The organism is Vogesella oryzagri (genome assembly GCF_040148885.1).
Lineage (GTDB): Bacteria > Pseudomonadota > Gammaproteobacteria > Burkholderiales > Chromobacteriaceae > Vogesella > Vogesella oryzagri.
Map to the genome: position 1 here is coordinate 335512 of NZ_JBEFLD010000005.1, position 15433 is coordinate 350944.

At 67.7% G+C, this 15433-nt stretch carries 17 protein-coding genes; 12 read left to right on the forward strand and 5 right to left on the reverse strand.

Features of this window, described 5'->3' with window-relative positions; all coding sequences use genetic code 11:
• Nucleotides 1-28: 28 nt before the first annotated feature.
• Complete coding sequence (locus ABNW52_RS11720) at nucleotides 29-1738, reverse strand: SulP family inorganic anion transporter (protein WP_349587891.1); 1710 nt, start codon at nucleotides 1736-1738, stop codon at nucleotides 29-31.
• Nucleotides 1735-2073 (reverse strand): ArsR/SmtB family transcription factor, encoded by a 339-nt coding sequence (locus tag ABNW52_RS11725; protein WP_349587893.1) that lies wholly within the window; start codon nucleotides 2071-2073, stop codon nucleotides 1735-1737. The genes ABNW52_RS11720 and ABNW52_RS11725 overlap by 4 nt, the downstream gene beginning before the upstream one ends.
• Before the next feature lie 111 nt (nucleotides 2074-2184).
• On the opposite strand from ABNW52_RS11725, the gene ABNW52_RS11730 reads away from it, so the two are divergent.
• The 12 genes from ABNW52_RS11730 (at nucleotide 2185) to ABNW52_RS11785 (ending at nucleotide 11105) form a co-directional block, all read left to right on the forward strand.
• Nucleotides 2185-3045 (forward strand): MBL fold metallo-hydrolase, encoded by an 861-nt coding sequence (locus tag ABNW52_RS11730; protein WP_349587896.1) that lies wholly within the window; start codon nucleotides 2185-2187, stop codon nucleotides 3043-3045.
• Nucleotides 3046-3093: 48 nt separating this feature from the next.
• Nucleotides 3094-4086: a DUF2804 domain-containing protein gene (locus tag ABNW52_RS11735; protein WP_349587899.1), complete on the forward strand. Its 993-nt coding sequence runs from the start codon at nucleotides 3094-3096 to the stop codon at nucleotides 4084-4086.
• 130 nt (nucleotides 4087-4216) lie between these two features.
• Nucleotides 4217-4663 (forward strand): acetyl-CoA carboxylase biotin carboxyl carrier protein, encoded by a 447-nt coding sequence (accB, locus tag ABNW52_RS11740; RefSeq protein ID WP_349587902.1) that lies wholly within the window; start codon nucleotides 4217-4219, stop codon nucleotides 4661-4663.
• Nucleotides 4664-4726: 63 nt separating this feature from the next.
• Entirely contained in the window at nucleotides 4727-5389 is a 663-nt protein-coding gene (pxpB, locus tag ABNW52_RS11745) for a 5-oxoprolinase subunit PxpB (RefSeq protein WP_386107775.1), read from the forward strand.
• Nucleotides 5382-6326 carry a 5-oxoprolinase subunit C family protein gene (locus tag ABNW52_RS11750; RefSeq protein WP_349587905.1) on the forward strand — a complete coding sequence of 315 codons (945 nt, stop codon included), beginning with the start codon at nucleotides 5382-5384 and terminating at the stop codon, nucleotides 6324-6326. The genes pxpB and ABNW52_RS11750 overlap by 8 nt, the downstream gene beginning before the upstream one ends.
• A 13-nt stretch (nucleotides 6327-6339) precedes the next feature.
• Nucleotides 6340-7077, forward strand: coding sequence for a 5-oxoprolinase subunit PxpA (gene pxpA, locus ABNW52_RS11755; RefSeq protein ID WP_349587908.1), 738 nt, complete (start codon nucleotides 6340-6342; stop codon nucleotides 7075-7077).
• A gap of 64 nt (nucleotides 7078-7141) precedes the next feature.
• On the forward strand, nucleotides 7142-7588 hold the full coding sequence (locus ABNW52_RS11760) for a GNAT family N-acetyltransferase (protein WP_349587911.1): 447 nt from the start codon (nucleotides 7142-7144) through the stop codon (nucleotides 7586-7588).
• A 120-nt stretch (nucleotides 7589-7708) separates the two neighbouring features.
• Nucleotides 7709-8278, forward strand: a complete 570-nt coding sequence (locus tag ABNW52_RS11765; RefSeq protein WP_349587914.1) for a beta-class carbonic anhydrase — start codon at nucleotides 7709-7711, stop codon at nucleotides 8276-8278.
• A complete protein-coding gene (gene nadD, locus ABNW52_RS11770; protein ID WP_349587916.1) occupies nucleotides 8278-8985 on the forward strand; it encodes a nicotinate-nucleotide adenylyltransferase in 708 nt (235 codons plus the stop codon). The genes ABNW52_RS11765 and nadD overlap by 1 nt, the downstream gene beginning before the upstream one ends.
• A gap of 287 nt (nucleotides 8986-9272) precedes the next feature.
• On the forward strand, nucleotides 9273-9641 hold the full coding sequence (gene rsfS / locus ABNW52_RS11775) for a ribosome silencing factor (RefSeq protein WP_349587919.1): 369 nt from the start codon (nucleotides 9273-9275) through the stop codon (nucleotides 9639-9641).
• 71 nt (nucleotides 9642-9712) lie between these two features.
• Nucleotides 9713-10183, forward strand: coding sequence for a 23S rRNA (pseudouridine(1915)-N(3))-methyltransferase RlmH (gene rlmH, locus ABNW52_RS11780; protein WP_349587922.1), 471 nt, complete (start codon nucleotides 9713-9715; stop codon nucleotides 10181-10183).
• Between the two features lie 229 nt (nucleotides 10184-10412).
• A complete protein-coding gene (locus tag ABNW52_RS11785; protein WP_349587925.1) occupies nucleotides 10413-11105 on the forward strand; it encodes a lytic transglycosylase domain-containing protein in 693 nt (230 codons plus the stop codon).
• Between the two features lie 60 nt (nucleotides 11106-11165).
• On the opposite strand, the gene holA is transcribed toward ABNW52_RS11785, so the two are convergent.
• The 3 genes from holA to leuS all read right to left on the reverse strand — a co-directional run bounded on the left by holA (nucleotide 11166) and on the right by leuS (nucleotide 15397).
• A complete protein-coding gene (gene holA / locus ABNW52_RS11790; RefSeq protein WP_349587928.1) occupies nucleotides 11166-12179 on the reverse strand; it encodes a DNA polymerase III subunit delta in 1014 nt (337 codons plus the stop codon).
• The gene (locus ABNW52_RS11795; protein WP_349587931.1) at nucleotides 12160-12699 is read right to left on the reverse strand and encodes an LPS-assembly lipoprotein LptE; all 540 of its coding nucleotides are present in this window, start codon (nucleotides 12697-12699) and stop codon (nucleotides 12160-12162) included. The genes holA and ABNW52_RS11795 overlap by 20 nt, the downstream gene beginning before the upstream one ends.
• An 82-nt stretch (nucleotides 12700-12781) precedes the next feature.
• Nucleotides 12782-15397, reverse strand: coding sequence for a leucine--tRNA ligase (gene leuS, locus ABNW52_RS11800; protein WP_349587934.1), 2616 nt, complete (start codon nucleotides 15395-15397; stop codon nucleotides 12782-12784).
• Nucleotides 15398-15433 lie beyond the last annotated feature (36 nt).

Consider the following 15433-nt stretch of genomic DNA (forward strand, 5'->3'; position numbering starts at 1 on the left):
CTGCCGTCAGCAGCACCCGCCGCGACCATCAGATATGAAAATCCGGCACCGGCTGCAGTCCCTGCCACGCCGCATAGGTGGACAGATGCACACGACCGGCAAAGCGCTCGGCCAGCCCGGCGCGGCCGAACACGTCCCACACCGGGCCTTTGACCTCGGCCAGCTGCAGACGGACGCCGCGCAGGCCCAGGGTGTCATCCAGCCGCTGCAGCATGGCCAGCCCGGTGATATCCACCCGGTTCACCGCGCTCATCACCAGCAGCAGGGTGTGCACCTGACCGGCGGCGGCCAACCTGGCCAGCAGCGCATCGCGCACGTGGCGGGCATTGCCGAAATACAGGCTTTCGTCGATGCGCAGGATCAGCACCCCCGGCAGCGTCTGGCACGGGTGGCGCTGCACATTGCGAAAATGGCTGCTGCCGGGCAGCAGCCCCAGCTCGGCCAGGTGCGGGCGGCTGCTTTTCATCAGCCACGCCGCCAGCGAGATCACCACCCCGGCAACGATGCCGCTGTCCACCCCCAGCCACAACACCAGCACAAAAGTCACGGCAAAGGCCACCGCATCGCTGCGCTCGGCGCGCCAGGCGTGCCACAACGGCGCCAGCCGCACCTGCGGCGCCACCGCGGCAATGATGGTGGCCGCCAGCGCCGTCAGTGGCAACGCCGCCAGGCTGCCGCTGCCCAGCCACAGCAGCAGGGCGATCAGCCCGGCGGTGATCAGCGACGCCAGCTGGGTATTGGCGCCGGCCTCGGCATTCACCACCGAGCGCGTCAGGCCGCCGGTCACCGGCAGGCCACCACACAGGCCGGCGCCGATATTACAGGCGCCCAGCGCCAGCAGTTCGCGGTCCGGGTCTACCGTCTCGCGCCGGGGAATGGCCAGCAATTGCGCCACCGACAGGCTCTGCACGTAGTTGATCAGGGCAATGAAGAAGGCCGGCAACACCAGCGCCGACAGGCCGCCCGCCGGCAGCGCCGGCCAGGCCAGTGCCGGCAGCCCGGCGGGAATGCGGCCAACCTGTGGCAGCTGTCCGTGCCAGCCCAGCACGCCGACGGCCAGCATGCTGCCCAGCACCACCAGCATCGGCATGCCGCGCGCCAGCAACAGCAGCGGCGACGCGCCCAGACCCAGCGCCTGCAGGCTGCGCGGCAAACCACTGCGCGCCCACCACAGCAGCAGCAAGGCGGGCACGCCCAGCAGCAGCGCGTGGGGAGAATAATGCGCCGCCTGGTGCCACAGGGTCGCGAGGATGGCCGGCAGGCTGGCACCGCCACTATGCAGCCCCGCCAGCGGTGCCAGCTGCGACAGCACGATCAATAACGCCGAGGCGGCGGTGAAGCCGGCCAGCACCGGCTCCGACAGCACATCGGCCAGAAAGCCCAGCCGGAACAGGCCGAACAGCAGCAGCATGGCGCCGGACAGCAAGGCCAGCCACACCGCCGCCAGCAGATAATCCGCCGGTGTGGCCAGCCCCAGCTTGCCCAGCGTGGCCGCCACCAGCAGCGAGGTCACCGCCATCGGCCCCACCGACTGCGCGTGGCTGCGCCCCAGCAGCGCGTACAGCGGTAACGGCAACAGGCTGGCATAAAGGCCAACCTGCGGCGGCAGCCCAGCCACCAGCGCATAGGCCAGCCCCTGCGGCACCAGCAGCAACGTCACCAGCAGCCCGGCGCTGACATCGCCCGCCAGCCACTGCCGGCGGTAATGCCGCACCCAGGGCGGCAGCCAGTCGATCATACCGTCTGCTGGCTGTCGGTCGCCGCCGTCGGCAGCGGCTGCGGTTCGCAATACAGCTGGTACAGCGTGCCCAGAATCGCCAGCGCCTGGTCGCTGGCCACGCTGTAGTAGATCCACTTGCCTTCGCGGCGGGTATTCACCAGCGCCTCGTTGCGCAACACCCCCAGCTGCTGCGACAGCGTCGGCTGGCGGATGCCGGTGAGGCGCTCCAGCTCGGACACGGTTTTCTCGCCCGGCACCAGCTGGCACAGCAGCAGCAGCCGGTCCTCGTTGGCCAAGCTCTTGAGCAAGGCCGCCGCGCGGGCAGCGTTGTCATGCAGTACAGTCAAATCCATGGCGATCCCCACTCTGTCTTCCATTACCGTGTGGCGCTGCGCCAGCAGCGCATACATTATATTTTGATATATAGTGAAACGGGTAGTTTTTGTCAGCCACCAGGAGCGGCAATGCAAGCACAAATCGCACCCTTCTTCGACCCGGTCACCGGCACCTACAGCTATGTGCTATACGACCACCCCGGCGGCCACGCCGCCATCATCGACCCGGTGCTGGACTACGACCCCAAGGCCGGCCGTACCTCGCACCGCAGCGCCCAGCAACTGGTGGACTTCATCCAGGCGCAAGGCTTGCATCTGGCGTGGATTCTGGAAACCCACGCCCATGCCGACCACCTGTCCGCCGCCGCTTGGCTCAAGGCCCGGCTGGGCGGGCGCACCGGCATCGGTTGCCATATCGATAGCGTACAGCGCGTGTTCAAGCCGATTTTCCAGCTGGAAGACGACTTTGCCACCGACGGCCGGCAATTTGACCAGCTTTTGGCCGATGGCGACAGCCTGCCGCTGGGCGAGTTGACGCTGCAGGTGCTGGCGCTGCCCGGCCACACCCCAGCCGATATCGGCTACCGGGTCGGCGATGACATTTTCATCGGCGATACATTATTCCAGCCGGACGTGGGCAGTGCACGCTGCGATTTTCCCGGTGGCGATGCCGCCACACTGTACCGCTCGGTGCAGCGCCTGCTGTCGCTGCCGGAACACACCCGGCTGTGGCTGTGCCACGACTACCCGCCGGCCGAGCGCGCCGCCAGCCCCTGCAGCACGGTGGCCCAGCAAAAAGCGGCCAACGTGCACCTGCGCAGCGGTGTCAGCGAGGCCGACTTCATCGCCCTGCGCCAGGCGCGCGATGCCACCCTGGCCGCCCCGGTGCTGCTGATCCCGGCGATACAGATCAACATTCGTGCCGGTAACATGCCGCCAATTGCGGCGAACGGGCATGCATATTTAAAGATTCCACTGAATCTGCTGTAGACTGCGGTGCTCGATCACACCACGGGCGGAGCCTGGCCGCCCACCCGCATGGCGCCAACCCTACTGCCCGCGGCCCCGCCGCGGCTGGTGCACGAACGCGGCATTCCGGCCTTCGGCATGTACCGCGGCATCGTGCCGGAGCTGTCCTGGCACGCGCTGCAGCTGCCGCTGGGGCGTCGTTTGACGCGCAAGCTGCACCACAAGCGCTGGCAATACGCCGCCTTTGCCCATGCCGACTACTTTATCGGCGTGGCGGTAGTAGATGTCGGCTGGGCCGGCAGCGCCTTCGCCTACCTGTTCGACCGCCGCCGCGGCACGCTGCTGGCCAGCTTCGACGCCACCGGCCTGCCGCTGCTGTCCACCCGGCTGGAAGACCGCGCCTTCGGCGACGCCACCTTCCGCCGTGGCAGCGACTGCATCGCCTTCCGCCATGCCGGCCAGCGGCTGGAACTCACCATCAATACCCGCGAACTGAAACTGGCGGCGCACATCGCGCTGCCCGCCGCCGACAGCGTGCTGGCCGCCATTGCCCCGGCCAACTGGCAGGCGCACGCCACCCACAAGAGCGGCGCGCTGCACTGCAGCGGCTTTGCCGAGTGCGGCGGCGAGCGCTGGCTGCTGGATGGCTGCCACGCCAGCCTGGATGCCTCCAACGGCCTGCTGGCACGCGACACCCGCTGGCAATGGGCCAGCGCCCATGCCGGGCCGCTGGGTTTCAACCTGCAGGCCGGCTATATGGGCGACGCGGAAAACGCCATCTGGCTGGACGGCGTGCCGTGGCGGGTCAGCGCCGTGCAGTTCGATTTCGATGCGGCCAACCCGCTGGCGCCGTGGCAGATCCACAGCAGCGATGGCGCGGTGGCGCTGCGCTTTACCCCGGAAGGCGCCCGCCGCGGCGACAAGAATCTGCTGCTGGCCGCCAGCCGCTACATCCAGCCGGTGGGGCGCTTCGACGGCCGGCTGCGCCACCCGCAGACCGGTGCCGTCTACCCGGTCACCGCACTGGCCGGCGTCACCGAAGACCACCATTCCCGCTGGTGAACGCCGCCGCCCGCTGGCGGCGTCTGCATGTCGACACTGATACATACTGCCAACAAAGCGCGCGCACTAATGCGGCACTATGGCAGCGGCCGCCGCCCGAGTACGGTTGGCCGCAACGAAGCGAGAGCGCATGGAACTACGCAAACTGAAGCAACTGATCCAGCTGGTGCAGCATTCCGGCGTCACCGAACTGGACATCAGCGTCGGCGGCGAACAGGTCCGCATCCGCCGCGGCTGCAGCGCCACCCTGGCGCCAGCCCTCTACCCCGCCATGGCCACCGCCATCAATGCCCCGCAACTGACGGCCGTCGCGCCCGCGGCGCCGGCGCCCAGCGTCGCCGAGCAGCACACCCAGTGCGCACCGATGCCCGGCAGCTGCTACCTGGCACCGGCGCCCGGTGCGGCGGCGTTCGTGCAGCCGGGGCAGCAGGTGCAAGCCGGCGACACGCTGTGCATCATCGAGGCGATGAAGCTGATGAACGCCATCGAGGCTGAACGCAGCGGCACGCTGCGCGCCATCCTGGTGGCCGACGGTGACGCTGTGCAGACCGGCACCCCGCTGTTCCGCATCGACTAGCGCCGCCACCGGCCGCGTGGCGATGGTACAGTGGCAGCGACCGTCAGCCGGCAAGGAAACCCCGTGACACACGCCGCAGTCCACTGCCACCTGCTGGGCGAGCGCGCCGTGGTGCTGAGCTCGCCGCCGCCCGCCACCCTCGCCTGCCAGCGCCGCATCTGGTGGCTGGCCGATGCGCTGCGCACGCACGGCGGCTTTGTCGACATCGTGCCGGCGATGAACAATCTCACCGTGGTACTGGACCCGGCGCGCCACGACGCGGAGGCGGTGCTGGATCTGCTGATGACGCTGTGGCAGCAAGCCGGCAGCGCCAACCCGCCGCAGCGGCGGCTGGACATCCCGGTGCGCTACGGCGGCGAGCACGGCCCGGATCTGGCGGCGGTAGCCGCGCACTGCGGCTTGACGGAGCAGGAGGTGATCGCCCGCCACTGTGCCGCGTGCTACACCGTATTCTTTCTTGGCTTCCAGCCCGGCTTTGCCTACCTCGGCGGGCTGCCGCCGGCGCTGGCCACCCCGCGCCGCGCCGAACCGCGGCTGACGGTGCCGGCCGGCAGCGTCGGCATCGGCGGCGGGCAGACCGGCATCTACCCGGCCTGCAGCCCCGGCGGCTGGCAGCTGATCGGCCACACCGAACTGACCTTGTTCGACCCGCAACGCGAGCCGCCGTCGCTGCTGCGGCCGGGCGACCGCGTGCGCTTCCAGCCGCTGGAGGACACGCATGCTTGAGATCATCCGCCCCGGCATCCAGACCACGGTGCAGGATCTGGGGCGCCACGGCCGGCGCCACCTCGGCATTGCGCAGAACGGCGCGCTGGATGTGCCGGCGCTGCTGCTGGGCAACCGCCTGCTGGGCAATGCGGCCAACCTGGCCGCGCTGGAAATCGCACTGGGCCCGGTGGAGATCCGCTTTGGCCGCGACGGCTGCTTCGCGCTGACCGGCGCCGACTTCGACGCCACGCTGGACGGCGAACCAGCCTGGTGCGGCTGGCGCCAGCCCTGCCGTGCCGGCCAAGTGCTGCGCCTGGCCGGCGCCCGCCACGGCATGCACGCCTACCTGTGCGTGGACGGCGGCATCGATATGCCGCTGGTGCTGGGCGCGCGCGCCACCGACCTCAAGGCCGGCTACGGCGGCCATCACGGCCGCGCGCTGCAGGCCGGCGACCGGCTGCCGCAAGGCGCCGCCAGCCAGCAGCTGGGCCGGCTAGGCGTGCGCCAGCGGCCGTGGCAGCCGCTGCTGCGCGCCCTCCCCGGCCCGGAATATCATGAATTCGACGCCGCCAGCCGCCAGGCGCTGTGGCAGCAACCATGGACGGTCAGCCCGCACAGCAACCGCATGGGCTACCGGCTGCAGGGCACGCCGCTGGTGCGCAACCACAGCGGCGAGCTGCTGTCTCACGCGGTACTGCCCGGCGTGGTGCAGGTGCCACCCGGCGGCCAGCCCATCGTGCTGCTGGCCGATGCCCAGACCACCGGCGGCTACCCGCGCATCGCCAGCGTGATCGACGCCGACCTGTGGCTGCTGGCGCAGGCGCGCCCCGGCAGCCGGCTACACTTCGTGGAATGCGACCTGGCCACCGCCCGCGCCGCGCGCGAACTGTGGCTGCGCGACTGGCGCCGCTTCGAACTGGCGGCCTGGGGCAGCGGCCAGCTACCCGCCCTTTAACCGGAACACAGTAATGCACATCGACCTGAATGCCGATCTGGGCGAAGGCTGCGGCGACGATGCCGCCATCCTGGCCTGCGTCAGCTCCGCCAATATCGCCTGCGGTTGGCATGCCGGCGATGCCGCCACCATGCGTGCCGCGGTGCGCGCCGCGCTGGCGCTCGGCGTGGCCATCGGCGCGCATCCCAGCTTTCCCGACCGCAACAACTTCGGCCGCAGCGCCATGCAGCGCACGCCGGCGCAGGTGCATGCCGACATCAGCGCACAGTTGGCCGCACTGGCCGCCATCGTGGCGGAAGAAGGCGGCCGGCTGGCGCACGTCAAACCGCATGGTGCGCTGTACAACCAGGCGGCGCGCGACGCGGTGCTGGCCGATGCCATCGCCGCCGCGGTACGCGATTTCGACCCGGCACTGAAGCTGATGGGGCTGGCCGGCAGCGAGCTGACCGCCGCCGCCCGCCGCCACGGCCTGATCGCGATCGAAGAAGTGTTCGCCGACCGCGGCTATCTGGCCGACAGCAGCCTGGCGCCGCGCGACACACCCGGCGCCGTCATTGCGGATGCCGACCGCGCGCTGGCGCAGACGCTGCAGCTGGTGCAACACGGCAGCGTGCACAGCCTGGACGGCCACCGCATCGCGCTGCGCGCCGACAGCGTGTGCCTGCACGGCGACGGCGCCCACGCGCTGGCCTTCGCCCGCCTGCTGCGGCAGCAGTTGCAGGCGCGCGGCATCGCCATCCACCCGGCCTGACGGCCACTGGTCAGCCGCGCCGCGCGCGGCGACACTGCGGCCAACCTTGCAACGGAGACCGCCCATGCCCCCGATCCTGCGCCCGGCCCGCGCCACCGATGCCGCCGCCCTCGCCACCCTGGCCACCGCACTGGGCTACCCGACCGACAGCGCCACCCTGGCCGCGCGGCTGAGCGTGCTGCTGGCGGCGCCGGAACAGCACCTGCTCTGCGTGGTCGAAACAGAAGGCCGCGTGTGCGGCTGGATTCACGGTTATCTGCGACCGCTGCTGGAATCCGACAGCTGTGTGGAAGTGGGCGGCCTGGTGGTGGCCGCCGACTGCCGCGGCCAGGGGCTGGGTGCGCGGCTGCTGGCCGCCTGCGAAGCCTGGGCCGCCGCGCGCGGCGTGGCCGAGGTCAGCGTGCGCTGCGCCGAGCATCGCCTTGATGCGCATCGCTTCTACCAGCGCGAAGGCTACAGTCATATCAAGACCCAGCTGACCTTCCGCAAGGCAGTGGCGAAATCCTCATAGCGCACGGGGTTGGCGTGCGCCGTGGTCGTGGTAGCATGGCGCCCGACCAAAATCGAGCAAACGCACCAATCCCTGCCGCCACCCGCTAGCCGCGGGCAGGCAATTGAACAGGAGTACACCATGGGCCTGCTAAACAGCCTGCTGGATCACAACCGTGCCTTTGTCGAGGCACGCGAGTACGAACAATTCGAAACCGACAAATTTCCGGACAAGAACCTGGCGGTGCTGGCGTGCATGGATGCGCGCCTGGTAGAGCTGCTGCCCAAGGCCATGGGCCTGAAAAACGGCGATGCCAAACTGATCAAGAACGCCGGCGCGCTGGTTACCCACCAGTGGGGCTCGGTGATGCGCAGCCTGCTGATTGCCGTCTACGAGCTGCGCGCCGAAGAAATCTGCGTGGTGGCACACCACGACTGCGGCATGCGCGCCATCGACCCGAACCGCATCCTGGCCAATGCCCAGGAACGCGGCGTGTCCGCCGAGACCATCGCCACCCTGCGTGGCGCCGGCATCGACCTGGATGCCTGGCTGAAAGGCTTCGACAACGTGCAGGACAGCGTGCGCCATACCGTGGCCACCATCCGCAGCCACCCGCTGATGCCGAAAGACATTCCGGTGCACGGCCTGGTGATCCATCCGGCCACCGGCAAGCTGGACCTGATCATCGACGGCAACCTGCCGCAGGCCTGATGTCCAGCGGCAAGCAGCAGCCGACAGCGGCAGCACCTGCGCACAGCGGGGCTGCCGCTGTTGCCATGCGCCGCGTCGGCATGTTCGGCGGCACCTTCGACCCGATCCATGCCGCCCACCTGCGCATGGCGGAAGCCTTCGTCGCGCAGTGCCGGCTGGACGAGCTGCGGCTGATCCCGGCCGGCAATCCCTACCACCGCGACAGCGGGCCGCAGGCCAGCGCCGAACAGCGGCTGGCCATGGTGCAGCTGGCCATTGCCGGCCGCGCCGGCTGGCAGGCCGACGACCGCGAGGTGCGGCGCAGCCGCCCGGCCTACACCGTGGAAACGCTGGAAGAACTGCGCGCCGAGCTGGGGCCGGCTTGCCAGCTGTGGCTGCTGATCGGCGGCGACTCGCTGCACCAGCTGCCCGGCTGGCAGCGCTGGCAGCACATTCTGCAGCTGGCCAATATCGCGGTGGCGGTGCGCCCCGGTTTCGATGCGGCCAACCTGCCCGCCGTACTGCAGCCGTACTGGCGGCAAGTGCCTGATTTTTCAAACAGCGCGGCTTCCGGTACAATCCGCGCCCTGACCTTGCCCCCCGTCCCCCTTTCCGCCACCTTACTGCGCCACAAGCTGGCCGGCGGCGAGGACTGCAGCGGGCTGATCGCACCCGCGGTGATGCAGTACATCACCCGCCATCGGCTATACCGGAGTACGGCAAGGTAAGGGGCGCCATGAATGGGTTCACGATCTAGCGAGCTAGGGCGAGACAAGGCGAAAGCGGCTGAGAAAGCGGAATTGACCTGGAGTCAATGAGCATTTCGAAGACGGTTTCAACGCCGTATCGCCGACGCGCAGCAGATCGTGCACAGATTCTGAAGCGTCCCGCCGCCGGGCACCCGCCCGTGCTGCCAATCGCCGCTGTCCCGCGGCACCCCGATCTTTTACGGAACCTCTGGCCGCAGCCACCGCTGCCCTGCCGCCATGTCCCGCAACGTATTGCAAGGAAAAACATGGAAGTTCAAGACATCGCCAAACTGGCCGTCGAAGCCCTGGAAGACGTTAAGGGCAAGGATATCGTCGAGCTCGACACCACCAACCTGACCTCGCTGTTCGCGCGGCTGGTGGTCTGCACCGGCGACTCCAACCGTCAGGTGAAGGCACTGGCCAACAATGTGGCCGTGACCCTGAAAGAGGCCGGCGTGGAGCTGGTGGGCACCGAAGGCCACGAAAGCGGCGAATGGGTGCTGGTGGATGCCGGCGACGTGGTGGTACACGTGATGCTGCCGGCCGTGCGCGACTACTACGACATCGAAGCGCTGTGGGGCGGCCAGAAGCCGTCCTTCAACCCGGTGGGCCGTCCGTGGAACGCTGCCGTTTAAGCTAGCCGCATGACCCGAAGTTGGCCGCATCGTCGCAAGGCGCTGCGGCCAACCTTGTTTTGGAAGCCGACATGAAAATCACGCTACTGGCGGTGGGCAGCAAGATGCCGCGCTGGGTGGACGAGGCCTTCGGCGACTACGCCAAGCGCTTCGGCCGCGACATCAGCTTCGAGCTGAAAGAGATCAAACCGGAAAAACGCGGCGGCGGCGTCACCGCCGAGAAGGGCATCGCCGCCGAGCACGAGCGCATCGTGGCCGCCATCCCGCCGCGCAGCAAGCTGGTGATCCTGGACGAGCGCGGCAAGAACTGGACCTCGGTGCAGCTGTCTGCGGCGATGAAGGAGTGGATGGCCGGCGGCGACGACATCACCATCGTCATCGGCGGCGCCGACGGCCTGTCGCAGGAGCTGAAGCAGCGCGCCGACATCATGCTGCAGCTGTCGGCGATGACCCTGCCGCACGGCATGGTGCGGGTGCTGCTGGCCGAGCAGCTGTACCGCGCCTACTCCATCCTCAACAACCATCCCTACCACCGCGAATAAGCGTCGCCGGCAAGCAACAAGTGCTTGTTTTTTCGGTCGGATTCGCCGCGGGCTGTCACAAGCTGTTTAATGGTACAGCCCGCGCCAGTGCTCGTTTCCCCGGCCCGCCGCTACCGTTTTCGCCATGCTGGCGGCGTTATTTGTAAGCATCTGTTACTGGAAATTTCGCGTTTGTCTTATTAATATGCAGACATCGGTCCGCGCGGCCACCAGGTTCTTTATTGTCATCATGATCACACGCTCACTACTGGCCGGGCTGCTGGCCGCCATGCTGCTTCCTGCCGCTCATGCCGCCGACAGCCTATCGCTTGGCAGCGATTACGATGTCCGCGCCGACGCCATCGCCCCCGGTCTGGGTGCCACCCTGAGCTACGACGTGCCGCCGGCACCGCTGCAGCCGCAGGTAATCGCCCCCAGCCAGCCGATGCCGCAAGTGAACGCGCCGGGCTACAACCGGCAGATGGCCGCGCTGTTCAACAAGCTGATCAACCGCATCGCGCAGGAACAGAAGCTCGATCCACAGCTGCTGCACTCCATCATTACCGTCGAATCCGGCTACAACCCGGGGGCCATCTCGCCCAAGGGCGCCATCGGCCTGATGCAGCTGATGCCGGACACTGCCAGCCGCTTTGGCGCCAGCAACCCGGGCGACCCGGTGGAAAACATTCGTGCCGGCGCGCGCTATGTGCGCTTCCTGCTCGCCTTGTTCAACCGCGACATGCCGCTGGTGCTGGCCGCCTACAATGCCGGCGAGGGCGCGGTGAGCAAGTACCGCAACACCATTCCGCCGTACCCGGAAACCCGCGAATACGTCGCCAAGGTGCTGGCATCGTACGAACGCCGTACCGGCCAGAGCCTACTGCCGGTGCAATACCAGCAGCAACGCGTGAAGCTGGTGATTCCGGCGGATACTTCGCTGTAAGCCTTTGCCGCCACGCATGAAAAAAGCCCGGATCGCTCCGGGCTTTTTGCTGCGCACTGCTCAGCGTGCGGCCAACCTGGCCGCCAGCCGTTTCAGGCTGTGCCATGCCTCGCCCGGCTCCACGCCCTTGATCTGGCGGTCGATGCGCGCGCATTCCGCCAGCGCCGCCATCAGCTGCTTGCCGCCGATGCGCTTCAGCGCCGGCTCCGCCACCCGCTGCTTGTCGCCCCACAGTCGCAGCTCATTCGCCATGTCGCGCACGGTACGCCCCTCCTGCAGGCCGCGCCCCAGCTTGATCAGCATGCGCACGTCCTCGGTAAACGACCACAACACCAGCACCGGCGCCTCGCCTTCCGCTTCCAGCCCGTCCAGCATGCGCGTGGCACGCGCCACGTCACCGGACAACCAGCTTTCCGACAGGTGGAACACGTCGAAACGCGCCACGTTGGCCACCGCCGCGCGCAGCTGCTCCAGCGTCAGCTCGCCCGGTGGATGCAGCAGCGCCAGCTTGTCGATTTCCTGCTTGGCCGCCAACAGATTGCCTTCCACCCGGTCGGCAAAGAAGGTGGCCGCTTCGTGACTCAGCGTCTGGCCCTGCAGCTTCAGCCGCCGCGCGATCCACGCCGGCAGCTCGCTGCGGCCCACCGGCCGCGCCTCCACCAGTACCGCCACCTTTTCCAGCGCGGTGAACCATTTGCTTTTCTGCTGCGTCTTGTCCAGCTTGGGCAGCTGGATCAGGGTGATGGTGTCCTGCGGCAGCCTGGCCGCCAGCTGCTGCAGCGCCTCGCCGCCCTCGGTGCCGGGCTTGCCACCGGGAATGCGGATTTCTAACAGCTTGAGCGAGGCGAACAGCGACACGCTGCTCATGGCGTCCGTCAGCTGCGACCAGTCGAAGTTGCCGCCTTCCACCGTCAGCACCTCGCGCTCCAGGTAGCCGGCGGCGCGCGCGGCGGCGCGGATGCTGTCGGCGGCCTCCAGCGCCAGCAGCGCTTCCTCGCCGTACACCAGGTACAGCGGCGCCGGCGCGGCGCGCGCCAGCTGCTCCTTCAGCGCCTCAGGGCTGTTTGCCGGCATCGGCCTTGGCCTTGCTTGCTGCCGGCAGGTAGCCCAGACGGCGTACCAGCTGCTCGGCGGCTTCCTTGCGCATGTCGGCGCGCAGCAAGGCCTCTTCGCGCTCCTTGCCCAGCGTCACCGAGTCGCTGTAGCTCATGGTGCGACGCAGGGTCACCGTCAACGGCAGCGGCACTTCGTCCTGCAGGCGCTGGATGGTGGCGGACACACTGTAGATCAGCATGTATTCGTTGACGTCGCCGGCCAGACTCACCCCCAGCACGTCCTTGCGATCTTCTTCCGCGACGATATTCAGCACCGCGTCGGTATTGCCCTGCACATCCTCGAACCGGATGCGGCCATCACGGCGCAATGCCGTCTGCAGCGCGGCATCCAGCGAGCCGGCCTTGGCGACGCGCAGGGTGGTGAAGCTTAACGGCGCGCTCTGCGACAGCGGCGTGACCAGGCCGCGCAGCTGGAAACCGCAGGCGGACAGGGTGCCGATGCAAGCCAGCAGGGCGATGTTGCGCAGCATTCGTTTCATTGCATCTCTTCCAGATGACAGCGGCGCGGGCCTGCCCGCGCCGCCGGAAAACCGTTGCGGCACCAAAGTGCCGCGTGACGTGTTACACCACGATGTTGACCAGACGGCCCGGCACCACGATGACTTTCTTGGCCGGCTTGCCTTCCATGAACTTCACCACGTTGTCGTGCGCCAGCGCCGCCGCCTCGATGGCATCCTTGACGGCGTCGGCGGCCACGGTGATGCTGCCACGCAGCTTGCCGTTGACCTGGATCATCAGCTCCAGCTCGCTCTTCACCAGCGCGGCTTCGTCTACCTGCGGCCACGGCGCGTTCAGCAGCTCGCTGCCCGGCTGCAGTTCACTCCAGAGCGCATCGGTGATGTGCGGCACAATCGGCGACAGCAGCACGGTGGCGGCTTCCAGCACTTCCTGCGCCACGGCGCGGCCAACGTCACCGCTGGTATCGGCCTTGTCGTAGGTATTGAGCAGCTCCATCACCGCGGCGATGGCGGTGTTGAACTGCTGGCGGCGGCCGTAGTCGTCGCTCACCTTCTGGATGGTGCTGTGCAGCTTGAAGCGCAGCTCCTTCTGGCTGGCGTTCAGCTCTCCGCCGCGGTACGGCGCGGTGATGCCGGCGGCCACGTGCTCGCGCGCGGTTTTCCACAGCCGCTTCAGGAAGCGGTGCGCGCCTTCCACACCGGCGTCCGACCATTCCAGCGACTGGTCCGGCGGCGCGGCGAACATCATGAACAGGCGCGCGGTGTCGGCGCCGTATTTCTCGATGAATTCCTGCGGGTCCACGCCGTTGTTCTTGGACTTGGACATCTTCTCGATGCCGCCGATCTGCACCGGCTGGCCGTCCACGCGGTGGGTAGCGGCAATGATCTTGCCCTTGCCGTCACGCTCCAGCACCACGTCCTGCGGCGCGATCCAGTCCTTGGCGCCGTTGGGCAGGTCACGGTGGAAGGTTTCGCACACCACCATGCCCTGGGTGAGCAGGCTCTTGAACGGCTCGTCGCTGTCCACCAGGCCTTCGTCACGCATCAGCTTGTGGAAGAAGCGCGCGTACAACAGGTGCAGGATGGCGTGTTCGATGCCGCCCACGTACTGGTCCACCTGCAGCCAGTAGTTGGCCGCATGCTTGTCCAGCATCGCGGTGTCGCACTGCGGGCTGGCGTAGCGCGCGTAGTACCAGCTGGACTCCACGAAGGTGTCCATGGTGTCGGTTTCGCGCTTGGCGGCGCCGCCACACTTCGGGCAGCTGGTTTCGTAGAATTCCGGCATCTTGGCCAGCGGGCTGCCGGCGCCATCCGGAATCACGTTCTCCGGCAGCACTACCGGCAGGTCTTTTTCCGGCACCGGCACGTCACCGCAGCACGGGCAGTGGATGATGGGGATCGGGCAGCCCCAGTAGCGCTGGCGGCTGATGCCCCAGTCGCGCAGGCGGTACTGGGTTTTCTTGGCGCCGGCAGCCTTGGCTTCCAGGTCGGCAACGATGGCGTCGAAGGCGGCGCTGAAATCCAGACCGTCGTACTTGCCGCTGCCGACGGTGATCAGGCCTTCCTTAGCGCCGTACCACTCCTGCCAGTTGGCCGCATCAAAACCGTCGTCGCCGTCGGCCTTGCGGTACACCTGCTTGATCGGCAGGCTGTACTTGTTGGCGAACTCGAAGTCGCGCTCGTCGTGTGCCGGCACCGCCATCACTGCGCCTTCGCCATAGCCCCACAGTACGTAGTTGGCTACCCATACCGGCAGCTTGGCACCGGTCAGCGGGTGGATCACGAACAGGCCGGTATCCATGCCGCGTTTTTCCTGGGTGGCGATGTCGGCTTCGGACACGCCGCCCTTCTTGCATTCGGCGACGAAGGCCGCCAGCTCGGCATTGCCGGCCGCGGCCTGGGTGGCCAGCGGATGCTCGGCAGCCACTGCCACATAAGTGGCACCCATCAGCGTGTCCGGACGGGTGGTGTACACCTTCATCTCGCCGCCGTGGCCGATGCTGGCCTGGTCATAGGCAAAGGTGACATCGGCGCCGAAGCTCTTGCCGATCCAGTTGCGCTGCATGGTCTTGACCTGTTCCGGCCAGCCATCCAGCTTGTCCAGATCGTTCAGCAGCTCGTCGGCGTAGCGAGTGATGGCGAAGTAGTACATCGGGATTTCGCGCTTTTCCACCAGCGCGCCGGAGCGCCAGCCGCGGCCATCCACCACCTGCTCGTTGGCCAGTACGGTGTGGTCCACCGGGTCCCAGTTCACCACGCCGTTTTTCTTGTAGATCACGCCCTTCTGGAACAGGCGGGTGAACAGCCACTGTTCCCAGCGGTAGTAGTCCGGCTTGCAGGTGGCCAGCTCGCGCTCCCAGTCCAGCGCAAAGCCCAGGCTGTCCAGCTGCTTCTTCATGTACTCGATGTTAGCGTAGGTCCACGCCGCCGGCGCGCCGCCGTTCTTCATCGCCGCGTTCTCGGCCGGCAGGCCGAAGGCGTCCCAGCCCATCGGTTGCAGCACGTTGAAGCCCTGGTGGCGCTTGAAGCGCGCCAGCACGTCGGTGATGGAGTAGTTGCGCACGTGGCCCATGTGCAGCTTGCCGGACGGGTACGGGAACATGGACAGCGCGTAGTACTTGGGACGCGAGGTATCTTCCACCGCCTTGAAGGCTGCGGTTTTCTGCCATTTCTGTTGCGCGGCGGTTTCGATCTCGCGCGGGCTGTAATGTTCTTGCATGATGTTCTTTGTCTGAGAAAGGCGAAAAATGGCGAG